This window comes from Gimesia sp. (assembly GCF_048260065.1).
Lineage (GTDB): Bacteria > Planctomycetota > Planctomycetia > Planctomycetales > Planctomycetaceae > Gimesia.
The window spans coordinates 107,560-129,059 of sequence record NZ_JBLXHC010000007.1 but is presented as its reverse complement, the minus strand read 5'-3'; the positions used below and the strand labels follow the sequence as shown (position 1 = coordinate 129,059).

Sequence of the window (21,500 nt, the reverse complement as noted above, 5' to 3'; positions counted from 1 at the left end):
AAGGCGATGCGATGAATCAATTGTGGGCGTGGCTGCATCCCGGCAGGGATGCAGACGTCAGGCGAGCGGTAAATCCTCAACAGAGCAGGAACCGGTTCCTCCCTAAACCCATTACTCAGTTGGAGTAATCTTACACAATGCCCCGGTTTCGGCGAAGGTCAAGTGTCATCGGAAACATGGCATTTTTTTCATCTTCAGGTATTGAGCTGGCTCCTCCTGTGTGTCCCATCTTGAAAAATCGAGCTGCGCGGCGGCTTTCCGCCTCGTACGCGTTGACTGGAAAAGTTCCCGGATTATTTCCGCCAGGATGACCGACATGGTATGTACAGCCACCGATGGAACGATTCGCCCAGGTGTCTACCAGATCAAAGACCAGTGGTTCATCCACGGGAATCGTCGGATGCAGGCAGCTGGGTGGCTGCCAGGCCCGGTATCTGACGCCGGCTACAAATTCCCCTTCCGTACCAGTGGCATGCAGCGGAATTTTCCGTCCATTGCAGAGCAGGATGTGGCGTCCGTTGGACATTCCCTGGACTTTCACCTGCAGACGCTGTACGGAAGAATCGACAAAGCGGGCGGTCGCACCACCGGCAGGTTCTTCACCCAGAACATACCACGGCTCGATCGCCGTTCTCAGTTCCACATGAATACCCCGGTACTGCATTTCTCCAATATGAGGAAAACGGAATTCGTAATGCGGACCGAACCAGCTGGCGTCCAGATCGAAACCTTCTTCATTCAATTCGGAGATAATGTCTTCAAAGTCCTGTTGAATGAAATGCGGAAGCAGCCAGCGATCGTGAATGGACGTATTCCAGTCCACCAGATCGACTTTGTAGGGTTTGTTCCAGAAACGGGCGACGAGTGCCCGCAGCAGCAGTTGCTGAGTCAGGCTCATCTGCCAGTGTGGCGGCATTTCAAATCCGCGAAATTCCACGAGACCCAGGCGGCCGGTAGAACTGTCGGGGGAATAGAGCTTATCGATACAGAACTCCGCGCGGTGCGTATTTCCAGTCAGGTCCACCAGCAGATGTCGAAAGACACGGTCGACCAGCCACGGAGGACAGTTTCCTTTTTCCGGAATCTGCTCGAAGGCGATCTGGAGTTCGTATGTCGCATCCCGCCGTCCTTCGTCCACACGGGGCGCCTGACTGGTTGGTCCAATAAAGCGGCCGGAGAAGAAGTAGGACAGCGAGGGATGATTATGCCAGTAGGCGACCAGACTTCTTAAGAGGTCCGGGCGACGTAAGAACGGGCTGTCGTGCGGGGTGTAGGAGCCCATCACAAAGTGGTTGCCTCCGCCTGTTCCGGTGTGGGTTCCATCCAGGTCAAACTGTTCGGTTCCCAGTCGAGAATGGCGTGCGTCTTCGTAGACTCCGGATGTGATATCAACCAGTTCCTGCCAGTTTTTGGCAGGGTGGACATTGACTTCGATCACACCGGGGTCGGGAGTGGCTTTGATATGCTGCAGCCGATAATCATTCGGAGGCAGGTAACCTTCCACGATGACGGGCATTTCCAGTTCTGACGCGGTCTGTTCAATTTCAGCCAGCAGTTCCAGGTAGCTTTCCAGATGATCCACGGGCGGCATAAAGACATGCAGAACGCCATCACGCGGTTCAAAACACATGGCGGTACGAATGACCGATGGTTCCAGTGGCGGTGCTTCAGCTTCGGGTTCCTGTTCCAGGTCGATGGCATCAAAGCCACCCCCGGCACCGACGCGCTGCAGCACCTGATGCTGTACGTTACCGGTGACATGCTGCGCGGCCTGATGATGTACCGACTGCTGTCGCAGTTGATCGTATTCGGGGAGATCGCTGGTCGCTTCGAAGGGCACAACCGGTGTGGGCGCGTATTCGCCCGGCTTGGGGGCCGGTAGTGAATCCAGAGGCAAACGCAGGCCCATGGGGGAATCGCCGGGAATCAGAAACAGCTGTTCTGAACGGACAGGCCAGACGCCGCTCATCCAGCGGGGTTTGGCATTCCACCATTGATGCATCAACGGCAGCATGCAGCCGACCGGTGAGCCCAATCCACGTTCAAAGACGCGGGCCAGTCGAATTCGTTCTTCTTCATCGACCAGGTCGGAGTTCATCACATCCGCATTGACTGCCAGGCGGCGTTCCTTCCACATGTAGTACATGGCATCTTCGTAGGCAGTGGCGACATGTTCGGACTCGAGACCCAGTCGATTTGCCAGAGTTTTGGCAAACAGCTGCGCATGTTCCACATCGTGGTCATAATTTTCCCCGGGTGCTGCCAGCAGCATGGGGTCGTTCCAGATGGGTTGGCCGTCGGTGCGCCACATGCAGGTCAGTGCCCAGCGCGGTAAAGATTCGCCGGGATACCATTTGCCTTGCCCGTAATGAATCATCCCCTGCGGGGCAAAACGCTGCCGCAGCAGTTCGATCAGGTTTCCTGCCAGTCCCCGTTTCGTGGGGCCGACCGCTGCTGTTTTCCATTCGTCGCCGTCCATGTCGTCGATGGAGACGAACGTTGGTTCGCCCCCCATGGTCAGGCGGACGTCTCCTGCTTCTAAAGCTTTATCGACCTGGTGACCGATACTGTCGATCCGTTCCCAGACTTCATCGGTATAGGGTTTCGTAATGCGGGGATCTTCATGGACCCGTACGATTGACATTTCATGGTGGAACTTGACTTCACATTTTTCGACGGTACCCGAAATCGGAGCTGCATTGAGCGGTTCCGGAGTACAAGCCAGGGGGATGTGTCCTTCGCCTGCGAATAAACCGGAAGTCGGGTCCAGTCCAATCCAGCCTGCACCGGGTAGAAAGACTTCGGTCCAGGCGTGCAGGTCGGTGAAATCTTCGGCGGCACCGGAAGGGCCGTCCAGCGATTCGATATCGGGTTTCAGCTGAATCAGGTAACCGGAGACAAAACGGGCTGCCAGACCCAGGTGCCGGAACAGTTGAACCAGCAGCCAGGCACTGTCGCGACAGGAGCCGCTCCCCAGCTGCAGAGTTTCTTCGGGAGTCTGTACCCCGTGCTCCATGCGAATGACATAGCGGATCATGCTCTGCAGTCGCTGATTCAGGCCCACCAGAAAATCAATGGTCTTGATTTCAGAACGGTCAATCGAATCGATCAGCTCGGCGAATTCCGGTCCTGGTTCAATGGTATCCAGAAACGGCTGCAGGTCTTTTTTCAGGTTTGCATCATATTCGAAGGGGTAATTGGTTGCCTGTGGTTCCAGGAAGAAGTCAAACGGGTTGATGACCGTCATCTCGGCGACGAGATCGACTTCGACCTGCAGCATATTGGTCTTTTCCGGGAAGACGAGCCGCGCCAGATGGTTACTGTGCGGATCCTGCAGCCAGTTTACAAAATGCTGGACGGGAGTGACTCGCAGCGAGTAACTGCGGATCGGTGTCCGGCAGTGAGGAGCAGGGCGGAGACGAACCAGTTGTGGAGCCAGCTCGACGTAACGATCGTAGTGGTAGATCGACTTATGGTTCAATGCGACACGGATCATGATGTTCAATCAATCGTAGAATAAGGATAAAAGTGCAGGAATATAATAGTGTGAGTGCTTAACTGGTTTGTGACTGGCTGTTTTTACTGGCAGTTTGAGTCTGGCTTTGACTTCCAGACTGTTGCGATATGAAGAAGTCTTCATGAATCGCTTCGCCGACCAGGTTCAACTGTTTTTGAAAGCCGTCAATGTACTGGTGCAATCCCTGCTGAATAATATCCTCGACACTGGTGTAATCCATCGTGGAACACAACAGGCCCATCCGCTGTTCCGCCAGGTTATTGAAGGTTCCGGCGGTGCTTCCCGTGATACAGCGCAGCGACTCCTGAGCTTTTCTCAGGCAGAAGTGCATGGCACGGGGAAAATAAGTATCAAGTATCAAAAAGTCAGCGACACGATCGGGTGTGATTTTGCCGTACTGCCTGCGGTACATGGCCAGCGCACTGGCCGATCTTAACAGGGCCGACCAGCGGACCACATCCAGTGCCGAGCCCACATCGCGGGCATCGGGCAGTAAAATGTAATATTGTACGTCAACTATACGTGATGTTTTGTCGCCACGTTCAATTAATCTGCCGACTCGTGAAAAATGCCAGGCTTCTCCATGGGACATGGTGGCTTCCGTCGCACCGACCAGCATGTGGCTGGCCAGTCGCACGCGTTCGCAGAACTCCTGAGGCTGATCCAGAGTGGCGGGACTGCCTGCCGCGGAACGTACCATGAAATAAAACTGATTTAACTGTTCCCAGACGACAGTCGGAATGATTTCCCGGATTGTTCTGGCATTTTCCCGTGCATAAGAGACACACGAGAGAATGGAATTGGGGTTTTCCTCATCGAATAACAGGAACTTCAGCACACTTTCCCGGTTCGGTGCGCCGTAGCGTTCCTCGTAGGGGATCTGATCTCCGGTAGTATACACCAGAGGCGCCCACTGATCGCCGAGTGAATCGGATTCTCCCAGCGTCAGATTATAATTCACGTCGATAAACCGCGCCACATTTTCAGCACGCTCAACATAACGACTTAACCAGTAGACAGAACTCGCAACACGACTGAGCATCAAAAACTCTCCAAAGCTGCTGACTCATGATTCATCTCCGGGTGAGAATGACCATTACGCAGAATCCAGGTATCTTTACTGCCACCTCCTTGTGACGAGTTGACCACCATCGATCCTTTCCGCAGGGCAACACGCGTTAAACCGCCGGGCATCACATAGATTTCTTTACCACAAAGAACAAATGGTCGCAGGTCAACGTGCCGGGGTTCCAGTTCATCACCTATCAGAGTGGGAACCGTCGACAGTTTCAGCATGGGTTGGGCAATCCATTCACGCGGATTACTGCGAATGGCGGCAGCCGTCTTTTCTCGCTCTTCCTGAGACGCTTGCGGTCCCATGAGAATTCCATAACCGCCGGATTCATTGGTCGGTTTCACGACGAGTTTATCGAGATTGGACAGGACATGCTCCCGTTGCTTTGGATCGGAGCATAAATATGTGGGCACGTTGGGAAGGATCGCTTCTTCGCCCAGGTAGTATTTGATGATATCCGGCACATAAGCATAAACGGCTTTGTCGTCAGCGACTCCAGTGCCGGGGGCATTGGCCAATGTGACGCGACCGGCCCGGCAGACATCCATTAGATGATCGACGCCTAACGCGGAATCGGGGCGGAAGTTTTTGGGGTCCAGAAAATCATCATCGATACGGCGATAGATCACATCGACCCGACGCAGTCCCTTGGTGGTTTTCATGAAAACGTATCCGTTTTCCACCACGAGATCGGGGCCCTGCACCAGTTCAACACCCATCTGCTGAGCGAGGAAAGTATGTTCGAAGTAGGCAGAGTTATAGATGCCGGGAGTGAGCACGACTGCGGTGGGATCATTCACACCCTCCGGGGCACAGTCGAGCAGGGTTTTGAGTAACTGTTCGTTATAGTCTTCAATCGGCGCGACTGACATGCCCTGAAAGACCGGGGCAAAGGTGCGTTTCATCAGTTCCCGGTTTTCCAGAACGTAGGAAACACCGGAGGGGCACCGCAGGTTGTCTTCAAGGACGTAGATCTGACCGTCCCGATCGCGGATCAGGTCGACCCCTGTAATGTGACACCAGACTCCCTGGGGAGGGTGAAAGCCTTTACATTGATTTCGGAGCGTCTTCGAACTGTGAACCAGTTCTTCAGGAACGGCTCCGTCCTTAATGATTTTGCAGTCGTTGTAAATGTCGTCGATAAACAGGTTCAAGGCGTGGATGCGCTGCTTCAAACCGCTTTCGATGGTCTTCCACTCGTGGGCATCGATGATGCGGGGGAGCAGATCGAAGGGCCAGACTTTCTCGGTGCCGGCCTCGTGTCCGTAGACGTTGAATGTAATCCCCATATTCTGCAGTGAGATTTCTGCTGCTTTCTGACGTTGCTGCAGACTGCCTTCGCTGAGGGTCTGCAGACGCTCTACAAACCGTTTACCACTGGCGCGGGGAGAGCCATCAGGGGCAAACATCTCATCGAAAATTTCACTGTACTGGTAGGGAGCTAACCTCATCTTACGATTCCTCAACGAGCCTTTTAAGACGGAATTGCTGTAAATCTGATGTATGAAATACAAATTAAGCAGATTGCGTGCCGTATTAAGCAAGTAATCGTTGATAACTTGAATCTATGTTAAAATGACTGCACTTCGCAATTCTCGCGTATCAGGTTCGCGCACAAAGCCAGCAGATTCTTCAGGTTTTTGCCTTATAATTAAGCATGGCCTTGAATTAAGACGGAAAGCTAAATTACGTATAGCATACTTCTGGAACTGTGCAGCAACCGGAGAAGGAGATCTCGCGAAAATTGCTTTGCTTCAGCATAACATAGCGGCGCGCAATTCGTATAGATCAAGTCTCAGGAATCAGGATCAAGTGAGGTTAAAGCGATAGGCATTCTCCGAATTCAGGGATCGAACAGATTACTCAGCCTGTTTGAGATCAAAGGCGAACTCATTGGCTCCCGATTTGACTTCCAGCTTAAAAGGACTGGTCTTAATCTGACGGACCCGGGGGGGAATGTTTTCGTAACTTTTCACTTCAGGTGGAGCCTGCCCGGGAACGAGAGGTTCCTGTGGAGGCGGATTCACGGTCACGGTGTAAGAGCCGAGGGCAACCAGTTCCAGGCTCGCAGTACCGTCGCTGTTTAATGCGCCGCCTCCTCCTTCACCAGTCTGTTCATTGACCAGATCGACCTGGCCTTCTGTGACTGGTTCGGTTCCATTGGTAATCTGGATCGTCACCGAGCCGCGTTGTTTTTCAGCACCAGGAACACGGCTGCAGCCGGACAGTTCCAGCAGAAAGAGCAGGGCACATCCGCTGATGACCAGCGTTTGTAAAAGAGAACGAGAGGCAGTCTGGGGGATCGTAATTTTCATATCTTCAGGTCGAATAATAAGTAATTGATGATGAGAAAAATTTTCCCTGACAGATGGCATACGGGCAACATCTGCCAGGGAAAACGGGGAGGATGGATTAGTACTCGCCTACCACTTTTCCGTCGTCACGGACGCAGAGCTGTCTGAGGGTTTCCATGTCGATGTTCTCGGAAATAAATCGCACAGCACCGTCAGTCAGAACGGCATGGATGCCGCCGACGTGATGAGAGTTGAGAATGGAATTGGCAGAATAAGCACTCGCACCTGGAGTTGGTGCACCTGATTTCCAGTAGGCATTGGGGGGATAACGGACTGTGGTTGACCCTGCTGCGTAGTAGTAACCTCCGGAAGCCATAGGCAGAGTAGTGCCAGCATTCCAAGTAGACAGGCTGGCATTCGCCCAGCCGTGCCAGGCTCCCAGTGCATTCGCACTGCGTTGCGTTCCGTTTACCAGACCGGACTGTTCCGCGAGAATGATGGTGTTCGAAGTCCCGTCAGTACAGTCACGAAAACGTCTGCTGACATAAGGGATCAGCATGCCGGTGTTACAGTTGCTGGAACTGCTTGCCAGTACATCGCCCGTACAGACATTGCTGCGTCCTGCCGGATCGGGAGTGGCACCGGAAATTCCCACGTAGTCAATAATCATACTCTGCAGGCTGGAATCGGAATTACTTTTCGACAGGCTGAAGTCGGTGATATTCGTCATTCCGCCGGGATTGGAAGGACATTTGTAAACGGGCAATCTCACAGAATACAGGATTGTGTTTCCGGGGAATCCTGAATGGGCCCAGTAGCCATTGGCTCTGGTCAACTGTGCGTAGACGTTGGCCTGATCAATATAAGGCAGAATGGCGACACGCCAGTTGGGATAAGATCCCGTTTGTGTGCCGATCGGTAACGAAGTATAGGTTTCATTATAGTTGTGCATGGCCAGACCCAGCTGCTTCATATTGTTTTTGCAGGTGGAACGGCGGGCCGCTTCGCGTGCCTGTTGCACAGCAGGCAGTAACAAGGCGATGAGAATGGCGATGATGGCAATGACCACCAGCAATTCAATCAGCGTAAAGCCGCGTTTTCGAGATTTGTGATTCAACATGGTAGGATTCCTGTGAGGATAAAAGTAAGGAGGGAATTTCAAACATGCCGAATCTATTATGCAATTCGAGTGCCATAGTTAATGATTATTAGGAAATAAAGTTAAAATAAAGGTTCTTGTTGAGTTTCAGGTGGAATAACAGCTGAAACTGCTACGAGCCTTTGCTCACCCTGCGCGATTATGGAAGCTGTAAGCCATTTATAAATCACGGCTTATGAGTTCGTAGAAATAAATGTCTCAAAAGACGATGCAAATGAACCGGTGAAGAGGGATCGTCAGGAGCTGTGCGTTGATCTGCACAGGAAATAAACAATACCTGCATGTTTTGGGGGAATGGAGGGCACGGAAACGGGGACCTGGATGTCGGTTTCCCGAGGCACGCTGTCGGGAGCAATCATTGTCCTGGCAAGGGAGGTCGTGGGTCTGAGGGGAAATCGAGCGGAGTGCCAGGAATCCAGAGCAGGCGACCTGTATCAGTCATTCTCTGTTCCAGCAGGAGTTCTGCGATTTCGGTGAGCCGATCCAGGACCAGTCCATGAAAACTGTTTTTCTCGGAAGCATCGCCCGCAGGCATTCCGGTAAACAGTTCAATTGCCTGGTTGAGACTGGTCACAGACCAGACATGAAACTTGCCCTGCTGGATCGCCTGTACGACATCATCGCGCAGGACAAGGTTCTGAACATTGGAAGCGGGAATGCAGACACCTTGTGTACCTGTTAAGCCGAAAGCATGGCAGACGTCGAAGAAGCCTTCCACTTTTTCATTCACACCGCCGATGGCCTGAACTTCTCCCCATTGATTGATAGATCCCGTGACAGCGATGTCCTGTCGCAGAGGGACTTCGGAAATCGCGCTCAACAGACAGAGCAGCTCGGCGACGGAGGCGCTGTCACCGTCAATGCCGCCATAGCTCTGTTCCATGGCGATGCTGGCGGTGAGTGTCAAAGGCTGTTCGCCGGCATATAAGTTGCGCAGCAGTCCTTCCAGAATCAGCATGGCTTTGTCGTAGGTACTGCCGCTCATGCGGCTTTCCCGCTCGATGTTGATGATTCCCGCTGTGCCCACACCCACGCTGGCAGTGAGTCGGGAAGGGCGTCCAAAAGCGTAATCTCCCAGATCGGCCACCGCCAGCCCGTTGATCTGGCTGACCCGGGTTCCTTCCAGCTGCATGAGTATTGTACCGTCGGCGATCAGGCCTCTTATTTTTTCGGCGACCATGTCAGACCGAAAGATGCGTTCCTGAATGGCCTGGCGGACGTAATCCGGCTGAACGAGTTTCTTTTTATCTCTGCTGGCCCAGAAGCTGGCTTCACGGGCGACGTCCCCGATATGGCTGAAGATCGAGGTGACTTTTTTCTGATGGTCGGCCAGGCGTGAGCCGACACGAACCAGTTCTGCGACTGCAGCCGCATTGAAGGGCAGCAACCCTTCTTTCTCTGAAAGCTGACGAATCAGGCGACCATAAATCAACGCGGTCTCCTGATCGCGATCCTGCTCATCATCGAAGTCTGCTTTCACGCGGAAGATTTCGCGAAAATCTTCATCGTGCAGATAGAGCAGGTGATAGATCAGAGGTTCCCCAAACGCGACCAGGCGGACCTTAAGGGGAATCGGTTCCGGCTGCAGAGCCGACACGCTGAACATGGAGAACTGATCCTGGATCTGAATTTCCAGGGACTGATTTTTGAGGGTCCGTTTCAGTTCTTTCCACACGAAAGGCTCGATCAGTGCGTCCATCAGGTTGAGAATCAGGTATCCCCCGTTTGCTTTCAGCAGGCTGCCCGATTTGATGCGTGAAAAATTGGTAATGACGCGACCGGCCCGATCGACAACACGTTCGATGGTCCCGAACAGATTGCGATAGTTGGGCGCGTCTTCCACGATGATCGGGGGTTCTTTTAAATGACTGTTGTCGACCACCACGTTGACACGATAATCCAGAAAACGCTGTTCAGGATCGATCGCTGATTCTCCCGCGAGCATTGCCGCCTGAGGGGGTACATCGGAAATCTCGCGGAAGAGATTCAAGTGGTTGATGACATGTTCTTTGAAATGCGACAACCAGCTTTTGAGTTTGGGGAATTTGAACTTCTGCTGGAGTTCATTCACCAGTGGTTCGATGATCTGAACTGCAAAGCGGCGGGCGACTTCTCTGACGTCACTGGAGAGCTGGCGCTGTATTTCCCTCTGTTCCTGCAGAACGCGTCCCGCCATGCCCACCAGTTCGTCCTGGTGACTTTCCAGTTCCTGCATTTCTTCCGGCGAGAGCTGCTCGATTTCCTGTTGTGTCATCGGACGATTGTCCTTGAGCGGAATGAACAGGATCTCGCCATTAGGCATCTGCTGCACGGTCAATTGATGCTGGCTGGCCAGTTGCTGAAGCTTGTCGAACACTTCTTCGCCACGCTTGCGATAGACCTGACGCAGTTTCTCTTTTTCTTTTCCAAAGTCTTCTTCTTTGAACGCTTTCGGCAGCAGTTCCTGTAACTGTTCGATCAGCGATTCCATGTCTGAGCGGAACTGAACTCCCTGGCCGGCGGGCAGACTGATGGCGATAGGACTGTCGGGTTCTTCGAAGTTATTGACGTAGATCCAGTCATCCGGAATGGAATCATCCAGAATCCGTTCGCGAAGGGCGTGCGTGATAAGATCATTCCGACCGGTGCCGATCAGCCCGGAGAGATAGATATGATAATTCGGATGCCTGATGCCTGTGCCCAGTTCCAGCGCTCTGACAACGCGCGGCTGTGAGACAATTTCTGTGAGAGGCTCGAGTTCCTGTGTCGATTTAAAACCGAACGATTTTGGATCCAGTTTTAATGTCACATCTTCCGCGGTCAGTTTACGGTATTCCGTCTGTTCGGTCATAAATCGCTCAACAGTCAGTTCATCAGTTAGACAGGGGGGCTGAGTTTTTGTTTGGGAATCTGCAGACGCAGGATGCCGGCCTGGTTTTCCCGTTTGACATGAGAGGGGTCGACAGACTGTTCGAAGGGAATGCGGCGGACAAAACTTCCCTGCCGACGTTCGATACAGATTCCCTGCGCAGAATGTTCTACACAGCCGGATTGTCGCCAGCCGGAAATGGTCAGCGAATGCTCATCCACCGTCACATGGATTTCATCCGGGTCAACGCCGGGGACATCGGCTTCCACCAGGTAAAAATCGGGCGTCTCGAAAATATCAATTTCCGGTTGCCATTTTCCGCTGGGGGGAGAAATTCCCCACTGTCCATGAATGAGCTCATCAAACGCCTGATCGATCTGCTGTTCGAGATTGCGCAGGCGTATTGGTTTCCAGGGTAATTGCGACATCGGGGCTCCTGCAGGAATATTTAGTAAAAATAAGGAAACGACGTCTGGTCTCTCCAGTTTACCCGGAATCCGGGAAGGCGTCTACAAAAAGCCTGGTCCTCTCTTCTGGCAGAGGTCTCTATAGACGTGCTCCTGCTGAATGATCAACGATCAGTGTGGACGTTATTCAATCAGTTTCTGGCGGAATTATCGCAGATTAAAGCTCCTAACCATCACATTCTGCAATTTTGTCGTATGGCATATGAGTTGCAGCTATAAACGGCATCTCTATTTTAAAGGAGGATCAATGATGGCTTATCATAAAGTACAAGATATTCTAGAACTGGTAGAGTCTTTTCATAAACAGATGCGCCAGGCTTTGGATCGCGTTTCGCAGGAGGCAGATGCCGAATCCGTAGAATGGTTATCACGTCAACTGCGACAGCATGAATTACACTGGCAGGCTGCCCTGTCAGGGTATGAAAAGCGTGTCGCGGAAGGTGTGCTCGATACCTGGTTGCAGTATTTTCCGGACGAAGAAATCCGCCGTCAGATCGATTCGATTGTGATCAGACGGGATATGACACTCGAGGAACTGACCGATTTGAATGTTCGGTTTCGACAGGCTTTGATTGATCTGTACGAGACCTTATCACAGGCCTCTTCGGCACCGCGGGTCCATGAACTGTTCCAGCAGCTGATGGAACACGAACAGGCCGTGGTTTCCAAACAGAGCCGCAAGCAACAGGATTCTGAGCTGGTCGAAAGCAGCTCCCATAGAAAAGTATCATAATCACAGGCGCGTGATAAATCACAAAACCCCGCCGGATTCACAATCAATAGAATCCAGCGGGGTTTTGTTTTTGATTCAGAAAAACGAGAGACTACAGATTTCCTGAAGAAAGTCTGAAACTGCTTATGCCGTCTCAGCCCACTTCAGTCGATCATGTTTGAGTTCCGGCTCTGTTTCAAAAAAGAGTTCCCGGAAGATGCCCCTGAGTTGATTCCGGTTGGCATCCCAATACTCCGCTTCAGAGACGTTCACGCAGATGAGAGTCAGACTCGGATCTGCACATCCCTGGGGAAACCACTGTTTCAACTCCTCTGTCCAGAGTAGCTCGATTTTCTGTTTGTCGCGCACCAGCTCTGCCTGGCCGGTGATCGAGATATAACGGTCCCGCTCCGGATCGGCATAAGCCAGATTGACTGCGCTTTGCTTTACAATTTCGCTGACTTTAGGATCGTCCGCGTGTGTAAAGAACCAGAGCTGTCCTTCAAATTCATGTTGGGCTGTAATCATAGGGCGGCTCCGTAAGCCACCGTCCTCCGATCGGGTCGTGAGCATCGCGATATGGATATCGCGAATCAACTCACGCAGTGCCTCGATCGATTTCTGTCGCTCTCCTGAATCACTCACTTTCTGGTCCATTTTTCTACCTTATCTTTCTTCACGTAAAAAACTGACCTCAGGCAGACAGAACTGTTTTCTCTGTCTGCCAGGGTCAGCTCGATCACTTCAATCAAAGTCTGTCTCCCGTCTGTTTTACAGACTGTATTGAGATCAGTCACTGATTAAAGCTACGCACCCGCGACAAGCTGCTCACCAGCTTCACGCCATGACTCTGCTCCCCCTTCATAGTCAAATACGTGCGTGAAACCCGCTGCTTCCAGCTTCTGAGCAGCCTGCGTGGATGAATTACAATGTTGATTCGCGCAATACACAACGACAGTCTGTTCTTTACTGCCTGCGGCCTGTTCGACTTGAGAGACAAAGTCATCCCGTTCCTGAGGGATATTAATCGAATTCGGGATATGTTGCTTTTCAAAGGCTTCATGTGGCAGTGTATTGACCAGAATTCCTTTTTCGTTGCGTTGCATTTTTCCACGTAACTCTGTGGTTGAAATGTTCTGCATGGTGCATCTCCTTCTGAAATTATTTCGTTTCAATTTGGGAACAAGAAGTAAAGAATGCAAAAGGCATTCCAACACGGGGAGCGCCAGCTGGAAAACTGTGAAGTTGGTGCATTAAAAATGGATAATCCCGCGTTGCGTGAGTCAAATCACGCTGAATGCAGTTAACAGACCACGATTTGAGAGAAGGAGTATTTCGACAAACATTCACAGACAGGAATACCAATCTGAAACACGATTGTTTTTTGGGGTTCCAGGTGCGACAGTCTGGCGTTTCGGTATGTCATTCTGGCTGATTCGAATCCAGATTACCTGATTGCTGAGGGAGAAGAAATCAGTTGACATGACTGGTATAATGCGAGTCGGATTTCTCTGAAATCTGTTTTAAAAGATTGACTGCAAGATTAATGTCATTGCTTGATCTGGCACAAAATTCGACCTGGCTCAACCTGGTACTCTTTGCGTTGTTTGCGGCGGGGGTGTGGTACTCTGGTTCAAAACTGAGCCTCTATGTTGACCTGATTGCCGAGCGAACCGGGATCGGCAAAGCCTTTGCCGGTGCATTACTGCTGGGCGGTGCAACCAGTCTGCCGGAACTGGCAACGACGTTGACCGCCTGTGCTTCCGGAGCCGCTCAACTGGCCGGGAATAATCTGCTGGGAGGGGTGGCGCTACAGATCGCGGTGCTGGCCGGCATGGATGTGTTCTGTCTGAGAAACCGCCCGCTGACATTCTTTTCGCCGAAAGCGGCATTACTGCTGCAGGGCGTCTTTCTGATTCTGATGCTGAGTCTTATCGTTATGATGCTGGTGACGGGCGAATTGATCGTTGTGGCGGGCGTTGGTTTATGGCCCCTCGTCCTGGCGGCCATGTATGGTTTCGGGCTCTGGTCGTTTCATCGTTATGAAGGGGACCCGCGCTGGGAACCGGCAGGAGAACTGGAAGAACCTCCCGAATCCAGTCGTGATATCAAAGACGTCCATCTGGCCGAATATAAAACTACTTCGACGGGAACACTATTCTCCTGGTTCTGCCTGGCGGCGTTGGGGGTTCTGGTCTGTGGATTTATGGTGGCGCGTGCAGGCGAAGTTCTTTCAGACCAGACAGGCCTGGGACAGAGTCTGATCGGCGCGACGCTGGTTGCTCTCGCAACCAGTCTGCCTGAAGTGAGTACCACCTGGTCTGCGATTCGGTTTGGTGCATACAGTATGGCAGTCGCGAATATTCTGGGGACGAATGTACTGGAAGGCGCGTTATTCCTGCCGGCTGATCTCGTCTATCGCGAAGGTTCGATCATCGAAGCCATGGATCCTGCCTCCAGTTTTCTGGCTGCGCTGGGAATTGTGCTGACCAGTATTTATCTCTGGGGAATTCTGGAGCGTCGTGACCGCACGATCCTGGGCATGGGATATGACTCCGCCCTGATTCTGCTGTTTTATCTGGGCGGGATGGCAGTCTATTTTTATCAACTGTGAGGGGGCATTGATTTCTGATACCAGCACTGGGGTGGTTGACTGGCATGGTTCGGAACCAGCGCGAACATCATCAGTAACAGGCCGGTCAGAATGTGATTCTGCAACGCCGGAACCAACTGATCGGGAGAGGCGAACCGACCATAGGCGATCATCAATACAGACAGAAACAGAGTCGCCAGATGGATGTGTCGCAAAGGCTGCCAGTAGGAGAGCAGCGCAAACGTTATGATCAACAGCGCACACAGCCAGTCCATGACCCAGAGCATGGTTTCCGACTCAGCATGTCCAAAGACAAACGGACTGATCGCCAGCCAGCAACCCAGCATGATTTCGACAACGCGCGACCACATCAGAGACTCTCTTTCTCAGCGTGTAAGGCAGTAACCACCATTTCGCTGGCGATTTCGTCTGCGATTTCAGAAGGATAGCCCCACAGTACGGACCAGAGTAAACGTCTGTCATGCGTTCGTTTCCAGACCAGATACAACAGTCTGACGGACGCATAAACTTCGTCGTAGGCCATTACGACCAGAATCAGTGAAATCAGTGCCGTCATCAGGCAGAGGAAGCACCACTGTCCTACGATGGTTCCCTGGCAGATGACCAGAATGACGCTGACGATTCCCAGCGGAATCACATCAATGCCAAACAGGATGACCAGCCAGGGACGATACTGCCAGCGTCGGGTCGATCCAGCCAGACCAAAGATGGCATCACCCAGGTAAGCTAATGCACCTAAAGCGGCATCGGGTATGCCGAACCAGCGATGCATCATCAAAGCGACGTCGGATTCCAGAACGCGGCGTGTCTGATCGCCAAAGACCGGGTCCCAGGGGGCGTCGATTAAATGCCATTGAAACAACGCCATGTGGGTCGCCAGGACGAACGCCACCATCGCCAGCAGACAGATCGGCAGCCTCTGCGACCAGGCCGAAGGGTTATGATGAAAAGGGGGAACCGCGACATCCAGGTCTGCCCGTTCTGCCGGGAAGCCCTTGAGTGTGGCCTGACTCATTTTTGGGCCCCCGTTGAACCCTGTTTATTCAGATCTTCGGGAACGGGCAAGCCGTTGATTTCGTACCAGCGTTCCGGATCGGATTTCAGGCGCTCTGTCATATCCGACAGTGTATTGCGAAGCTGATGTTGTGGCTCCCAACCCAGCAGGTTACGTGCATGTTGAATACTGACCGGATAATTCTGATCTGCCAGATCGATCATCCAGGGTTTGATGAATTGCTCATCGTTTTCGTCCGACATCTGATCCTTTACCCAGGCACCCGCTTTGGCAGCCATCTTCGGAATCCGAATCGCGGGCCACTGGTCTCCGTGCAGATAGAGCCCCAGTTTCTCCTGCAACTCTTCGTAGCTCATCATATCCTCTTCACCGATGATGAACAGACTATGTTGAGGCAGAGTGGCTCTTTGTTCGATGGTTGCCTGGAAGCAGGATACCAGGTCATCCAGATGCAGGAAGGACTGTCCGCAGGTCATATCACCCGGGAAGAAATAACTTTCCAGCTGTTTCTCATAGACGCGGGAAATCTGTTGCGCAATCGGGATCGAATGACAGTCCTCATCATAGACTCCTGCCAGGCGCAGGATTACCGTCGGGATTCCGCGGGACTCATCCCGGATTACATCTTCTGCAGCCAGTTTCGATTGCGGGTAATCCCATTCTGCGTTGACTGGTGAAGTTTCCTGAATCAGCTGACCCTCTTCCGCAGAAGCCTGCACCAGCAGCGAACTGGAAAACACGAACTGCTCGACCGTAAAGTTCTGCAGACCCCTCAGTAACCGTCGGGTCCCTTCCACTGTCAGATCCTGATACAGGGGACTCGGTTCACCTGAAAAATCGTAGTAGGCAGCCAGATGAATCACGCTGGCAATGCGATCGCCGTGTCTCTGTTTCAATGTTTCCAGTGCACGGGAGACAGCTGCATCGTCTGTCAGGTCGCAGGAAATCCAGTCGGCCTGATTCTGCTCTGCAGGCAACGGTTCCAGATCGAAGGCGACGACTTCATAATCATGTGAAAAGGCGTGAACCAGTCGAGAACCGATCAGCCCTTCCGCACCGGTAATTAATATCACTGGTTTCTTATGCGTTGATTGATTCATCTTCTGCTCTCTTTCCATTGAGGTGAAATAAGCCAGATCAGTGGCAGAATTACGCAACTGGAATGCCAACCATGAATTTTTGCTCTGAAACGTGATTGCCCCACCACTCTCCTGCGACTCAATGTCGCCTCGGCTGACAGGTCTGGGATTCACCAATTGCGTTCTCAAACATTTTCCGCCTGTTTCTCAGGCGAATGAGAGCTTTGCTGCGGTTTTTCTGTTTTTATGTATACCGGAGATGGTTCTGGCAGGAAATGCGTCAGTTTGTCCTATCGGTTGGTCGCTGAGCGTTCAGGATGATCGCTCAGCGACCGCTGTTCTTTCCAGAACGTGCGGAAACTCCCGGTTTTTCGGAATGGCACAGACTTTGCAAAGCCAGAATTCCAAAGTTTTCAAACTTTCATCAGGGAGCGGAACATGTTGAAACAACAGACAATCTTAATCATAGAGGATGGTAAGTCAGGACAGGCTGTTCTGTCTGACTTTTTAAGACAGCATAATTTTCATTCGATCACGGTCAGTCACTCACAGCTGACAAACCGACCGGTCGAACAGAATGTGGATCTGGTCGTGATTGATCTCGATCAGAGTACTCAGGATACTCTGCAGCAGATACAGTATTGGAAAAGCCGCAAACCGGAAGTTCCCTGTATCGTGGTGACGAGTTCGGACAATATCGATGCCGCAGTGGCAGCGATGAAGCAGGGGGCAGCCGACTATCTGCATAAGCCGGTGAATCCTGAAAAACTGATTCGGTCCATCATAACCTGTCTGCGTGCCGTTCGAGATAAATCGCCCCAGATGAATTCGTCCCGCCTGCGAACGTCGCATCAGGGTTTTGAAAACATTGTGGGACAGTCCACGGCGATGCAGGAAATATTTGAAGACGCCTGCCGTGTCGCGCAGACAGACAGTACTGTGTTGATCACCGGAGAATCAGGCACAGGAAAAGAGCTGATTGCTGAGGCCATTCATCGCAACAGCCCGCGTGCAGTAGAGCCGTTTGTAACCGTGAATATGGCTGCGGTTCCGGAACACCTTGTGGAAAGTGAACTGTTTGGTCATACCAAAGGTTCGTTTACCGGTGCGACGGAAACCCGCCGGGGACGTTTTGAAGCCGCCCATCGTGGTACACTGTTTATCGATGAGATTGGTGATTTCAAACTGGAGTCGCAGGCAAAACTGCTGCGGGTTCTGGAAAATCACACAATCACACCGATTGGCAGTAACCAGGATCGTCATGTTGATGTGCGCGTGGTTGCCGCCACCAGTCATAATCTGGAAAAACTGGTCGAAGAGGGACGGTTCCGGGAAGACCTGTATTACCGTTTGAATGTGATCAACCTGAAACTGCCTCCGCTGCGAAATCGGAATGAAGATATTGCACTGCTGGTAGACAGCTTTTTGAACCAGATCTGTGAGCAGATTCAGAAGAAGAGACCGGAGTTGTCACCTGAGCTGCAGCAATATCTCGCAAACCATTCCTGGCCGGGAAATGTAAGGCAGTTGCGCAACTGTCTGGAGAGTATGGTGGTACTGTCAAAATCGGGCATGTTAACAATGGATGATCTGCCTGATATGCTGCGGAAAAGTGAAGCGGCTCATGACAGCATTATTATTCCCGAAGGCATGCGACTGGAAGAACTGGAACGCAAAGCGATTCAGCAGACGTTGAGCCGCAACCACGGGAACCGGACGCACTCCGCAAAATCGCTGGGGATGTCGGTTCGAACGTTGCAGCGTAAACTGAAGGCCTGGGGCATCCGCGAACAGACCCTGGCTCACCATGGCGATTCCTGATCTGACGTAATCAGCCCGCGTTGCTCACCCAGATATTTTGAATCGAAGAAGATCGTGACATTGTCAAATACATGCTGACTTCTATAACGCATCATGTTGATAAGCGTCACACTTCTTCTTTTCAAGGTTAAATTATGTTTGGCTGGCTGCGTCGTGATCCACGGAAAAAACTGGAAGCGCAATATGCACACAAGCTGGAACAGGCGCGGGACGCCCAGCGCAACGGAAATATTCAGGGATACGCACAACTGATGGCGGAGGCAGAATCCCTGCTGCAGGAGATCGACAGCCTGCCCGAGCCGACTGCAGACTCTGGCAAGTGAGCCGGTCTGAATCGATTATTATTTCAAGGTCACTGCAAACACCTCGGCGTTATCCAGATGCAGTCGCAGCATGTATTTCCCTGCAGGCAGATCTTTTAACGACTGCTTTTTCCAACTGACTTGATGCGCCAGAGAATCTCCGCTCAACGCTTTGGCTTCAGCTTTCGTGAAGCCCGGGATTCGAAAGCCGGCTTCGGTCAGCAGTTCCACCTGAATTTTTCCCTCCGATGCGTCTGCATTCACTGTGATCGCCTGAATGTCTTTCAGATCGAGTGGCTTGAGGGTGACCTGTCCGATGTTCTTGAGTGGTTTCTTTAGCGTCGACTGCGCACTTAATTCGACCGGCCGTACTCCCGCAAATCGATCCAGAGGCAGTGCCGCCATGCCGACGCCGCTCTGTTGACTGTCGTCCGTCAGTTTTGCACCACCCCCAATGGCACCGCTGGTATAACCGCCGTAGTAAAAGCGAATCGAATCCTGCAGGAACACAGGCGTCGCATTCGTGAAGATGCCGCCACTCGAGAAAGGCTGCTGGGGAATGAACGACAGTTCGCGGCAGGGACGCTCCCAGTGGATGCCGTCCCGGCTGATCATCAGTTCGATGTGCATCAGATCTGCTTTCGCTCCGACGGCTTCACCCCGCGCCCGCAGAATCTGGTTCAGACAGAAATAACAGTCGTTGTAAAAGAAGACGGGGGAGTTATGGAATTCCGTATTGGCTGCGTCCTGGTCATCGGGCGAACAGACAATTTCCGGGGCAGACCAGGTGAGAAAATCTTTACTGCGGGAACGGGCCATTGCATGTTTCCAGGCCAGTCCGCCATCAGGACCATTCAGCCAGCATTTTCCATAGACGGCGTATTCTTTTTGTTTCGGATCGTAGAACACATCGACTGCATCCGACATCGACAGCGGCAGCAGCCACTGCTTACGCATGAAGTTTTTCCGTTTGTCCCATTGCTCTTTATAAGGCTCTTCCTCAGCGAAAAGAGGCTGTTGCGTGCGTCCGCCATACGCGGTCTGGTTGAGTGGATTCCTGGGTGATTTTGACCAGTGGATGCCGTCGGGAGAAAATGCGGCGTGCCAGCCAGGCCATTCCTGCTGATTCTCATCGGGAGAGAAATCGTAATACAACATTTTATAACGCCGCGTGGGATCTGTTTCCCCCGGCTCAAACAGAACCGAATTGCAGTAGCGGTCTCCGTAGCCGCCCGATGCCAGCAGTACGATATTGGTTTCCGGGAATTCACCCTCCCAGGGTTTGCGGTCCGTTTTAAAGTCATGCAGTTTCAGCATGGGTTTTGTGAAGTGGATGCCGTCTTCCGATTCCGCATAACAGACCACGCAGCGATGCGTTTTCCGCGGATCGCGTCCGCCGGCATACGCCTGGTACCATAACTGGTAGAGGCCTGTCTCGGGATTGCGATGAATCGAAGACCAGCCGATCGCCAGTTCCCAGGGCTGATCTTCCCGCACGACCGGATTTTCGGCATACGAGTCCGCATGATGAAAAACACGTTTTGTGCCTGCACGATACAGGATGTGATGATCGTCGACGAGCAACAGCGTCTTCGAGCCGGAATTCGCATCCGCAGCAAACGCGTTATTGCCTGTAATTAAAGTAATAACGAGAGACAGAAACAGCAGGAAACAGAGTGGTGCGGTTCTCAACATCGATATGTATCCTGTAAAAAAAGAATTATTGCGTGGCCTGTTCGAAGAAGTCTGCCGCCTGCAGCTGCACACTCCGCATGACTTCATCCGAGTGCGCGAGGTTCTCCAGTGTGATCAGTTCGCATTGGTAGTTTTTCTTTTGGAGCAGTTCTGCCAGTTTCTGACTGTGTTGAGGCAATACCGTGCGATCCTTCATTCCATGGATCAGCATGACAGGGATATTCTGAAACTTATCCACATTTTGCATTGCCGAGGTGATGCGGTACGCATCAGGAACCTGTTCGGGGGACCCGCCATAAGCGGCTGTCACTGGTTTGGCATAGCGGGGATTCTCGTTGATCCAGTCCGCAAAGTCGGTCATCGGCATCACGGCGCAGACGGAACGGATCAGGTCGGGGCGATGCAGGGTATAAGCGAGCGACGAACCGCCTCCCATGCTGGTCCCCATGATGTGAACGCGATCTTGAGAGATATTATGCGCTTTGAGCACCTCCGCAGTCACCCCGTCCAGTGCCTGCCTGGCCGTCTGGTTCATGAAATGCAGTTTACCCAGTTCGGGAACGACCACGTAGAATCCACGGCGGGAGAGTTCCTGACGTAATTTCTGATAAGGTTCGCGTGAATAATTGTAGCTCTTGAGCGATCCCCCGGCTCCATGCAGATAGATGAGCAGCGAAGTGGGACCGGCAGCGGATTTTCTGACCGGGTGGTACAGCAGATACGGAGTTTTTTTTCCCGTTTGAGGATCTGTGTACTGATGCCGCGTGATTTTTTCTGAAGAATCTTCGTCTGTCTCGGCTGCCAGGAGTGAAGACGAACCGAGTCCAATCAGAAGTGTGACCATCGTTAGGATTCGGTACCAGCTATGATTCGCGTTGATGTGTTGCATGGAAAACTCATTT

Annotated in this window: 18 protein-coding genes; 4 read left to right on the top strand and 14 right to left on the bottom strand. The window is 52.3% G+C overall.

What is annotated here, in order from left to right; all coding sequences use genetic code 11:
* Positions 1–130 precede the first annotated feature (130 nt).
* The 7 genes from ACN0YN_RS14805 to ACN0YN_RS14775 all read right to left on the bottom strand — a co-directional run bounded on the left by ACN0YN_RS14805 (position 131) and on the right by ACN0YN_RS14775 (position 11,321).
* Complete coding sequence (locus tag ACN0YN_RS14805; RefSeq protein WP_417385796.1) at positions 131–3,496, bottom strand: DUF2126 domain-containing protein; 3,366 nt, start codon at positions 3,494–3,496, stop codon at positions 131–133.
* A 58-nt stretch (positions 3,497–3,554) separates the two neighbouring features.
* The gene (locus ACN0YN_RS14800) at positions 3,555–4,559 is read right to left on the bottom strand and encodes an alpha-E domain-containing protein (RefSeq protein WP_417385795.1); all 1,005 of its coding nucleotides are present in this window, start codon (positions 4,557–4,559) and stop codon (positions 3,555–3,557) included.
* Positions 4,559–6,043 (bottom strand): circularly permuted type 2 ATP-grasp protein, encoded by a 1,485-nt coding sequence (locus tag ACN0YN_RS14795; RefSeq protein ID WP_417385794.1) that lies wholly within the window; start codon positions 6,041–6,043, stop codon positions 4,559–4,561. The genes ACN0YN_RS14800 and ACN0YN_RS14795 overlap by 1 nt, the downstream gene beginning before the upstream one ends.
* Before the next feature lie 408 nt (positions 6,044–6,451).
* Positions 6,452–6,907: a carboxypeptidase-like regulatory domain-containing protein gene (locus tag ACN0YN_RS14790; protein ID WP_417385793.1), complete on the bottom strand. Its 456-nt coding sequence runs from the start codon at positions 6,905–6,907 to the stop codon at positions 6,452–6,454.
* Positions 6,908–7,004: 97 nt separating this feature from the next.
* The gene (locus ACN0YN_RS14785; RefSeq protein ID WP_417385792.1) at positions 7,005–8,006 is read right to left on the bottom strand and encodes a DUF1559 domain-containing protein; all 1,002 of its coding nucleotides are present in this window, start codon (positions 8,004–8,006) and stop codon (positions 7,005–7,007) included.
* A 394-nt stretch (positions 8,007–8,400) separates the two neighbouring features.
* Positions 8,401–10,875, bottom strand: coding sequence for a Lon protease family protein (locus tag ACN0YN_RS14780; protein WP_417385791.1), 2,475 nt, complete (start codon positions 10,873–10,875; stop codon positions 8,401–8,403).
* 26 nt (positions 10,876–10,901) lie between these two features.
* Positions 10,902–11,321 carry an Hsp20/alpha crystallin family protein gene (locus ACN0YN_RS14775; protein WP_417385790.1) on the bottom strand — a complete coding sequence of 140 codons (420 nt, stop codon included), beginning with the start codon at positions 11,319–11,321 and terminating at the stop codon, positions 10,902–10,904.
* Positions 11,322–11,607: 286 nt separating this feature from the next.
* Between ACN0YN_RS14775 and ACN0YN_RS14770 the strand changes: the two genes are divergently transcribed.
* Positions 11,608–12,093, top strand: coding sequence for a hypothetical protein (locus ACN0YN_RS14770; protein ID WP_417385789.1), 486 nt, complete (start codon positions 11,608–11,610; stop codon positions 12,091–12,093).
* A gap of 123 nt (positions 12,094–12,216) precedes the next feature.
* Here the strand turns inward: ACN0YN_RS14770 and ACN0YN_RS14765 are convergent, their stop codons facing one another.
* Positions 12,217–12,729: a pyridoxamine 5'-phosphate oxidase family protein gene (locus ACN0YN_RS14765; protein ID WP_417385788.1), complete on the bottom strand. Its 513-nt coding sequence runs from the start codon at positions 12,727–12,729 to the stop codon at positions 12,217–12,219.
* 149 nt (positions 12,730–12,878) lie between these two features.
* A complete protein-coding gene (locus ACN0YN_RS14760; protein WP_417385787.1) occupies positions 12,879–13,214 on the bottom strand; it encodes a rhodanese-like domain-containing protein in 336 nt (111 codons plus the stop codon).
* Positions 13,215–13,618: 404 nt separating this feature from the next.
* Here ACN0YN_RS14760 and ACN0YN_RS14755 point away from each other — a divergent pair, with 404 nt between their 5' ends.
* Positions 13,619–14,686: a sodium:calcium antiporter gene (locus ACN0YN_RS14755; RefSeq protein ID WP_417385786.1), complete on the top strand. Its 1,068-nt coding sequence runs from the start codon at positions 13,619–13,621 to the stop codon at positions 14,684–14,686.
* Here the strand turns inward: ACN0YN_RS14755 and ACN0YN_RS14750 are convergent.
* Genes ACN0YN_RS14750 through ACN0YN_RS14740 form a run of 3 tightly spaced genes read right to left on the bottom strand, consistent with a single transcriptional unit; the run spans position 14,677 to position 16,801 of the window.
* On the bottom strand, positions 14,677–15,036 hold the full coding sequence (locus ACN0YN_RS14750; protein ID WP_417385785.1) for an SPW repeat domain-containing protein: 360 nt from the start codon (positions 15,034–15,036) through the stop codon (positions 14,677–14,679). The genes ACN0YN_RS14755 and ACN0YN_RS14750 overlap by 10 nt on opposite strands.
* Entirely contained in the window at positions 15,036–15,701 is a 666-nt protein-coding gene (locus ACN0YN_RS14745) for a vitamin K epoxide reductase family protein (protein ID WP_417385784.1), read from the bottom strand. Before ACN0YN_RS14745 ends, ACN0YN_RS14750 begins: the two co-directional genes overlap by 1 nt.
* On the bottom strand, positions 15,698–16,801 hold the full coding sequence (locus tag ACN0YN_RS14740; RefSeq protein WP_417385783.1) for an NAD-dependent epimerase/dehydratase family protein: 1,104 nt from the start codon (positions 16,799–16,801) through the stop codon (positions 15,698–15,700). Before ACN0YN_RS14740 ends, ACN0YN_RS14745 begins: the two co-directional genes overlap by 4 nt.
* A 417-nt stretch (positions 16,802–17,218) precedes the next feature.
* Here ACN0YN_RS14740 and ACN0YN_RS14735 point away from each other — a divergent pair, with 417 nt between their 5' ends.
* Together ACN0YN_RS14735 and ACN0YN_RS14730 are read left to right on the top strand one after the other, a co-directional pair.
* Complete coding sequence (locus ACN0YN_RS14735; protein WP_417385782.1) at positions 17,219–18,601, top strand: sigma-54-dependent transcriptional regulator; 1,383 nt, start codon at positions 17,219–17,221, stop codon at positions 18,599–18,601.
* A 134-nt stretch (positions 18,602–18,735) separates the two neighbouring features.
* Positions 18,736–18,924, top strand: coding sequence for a DUF6435 family protein (locus tag ACN0YN_RS14730; RefSeq protein ID WP_417385781.1), 189 nt, complete (start codon positions 18,736–18,738; stop codon positions 18,922–18,924).
* An 18-nt stretch (positions 18,925–18,942) separates the two neighbouring features.
* Here the strand turns inward: ACN0YN_RS14730 and ACN0YN_RS14725 are convergent, their stop codons facing one another.
* A complete protein-coding gene (locus tag ACN0YN_RS14725) occupies positions 18,943–20,598 on the bottom strand; it encodes a hypothetical protein (RefSeq protein ID WP_417385780.1) in 1,656 nt (551 codons plus the stop codon).
* A 25-nt stretch (positions 20,599–20,623) separates the two neighbouring features.
* On the bottom strand, positions 20,624–21,487 hold the full coding sequence (locus ACN0YN_RS14720) for an alpha/beta hydrolase family protein (protein WP_417385779.1): 864 nt from the start codon (positions 21,485–21,487) through the stop codon (positions 20,624–20,626).
* Positions 21,488–21,500 lie beyond the last annotated feature (13 nt).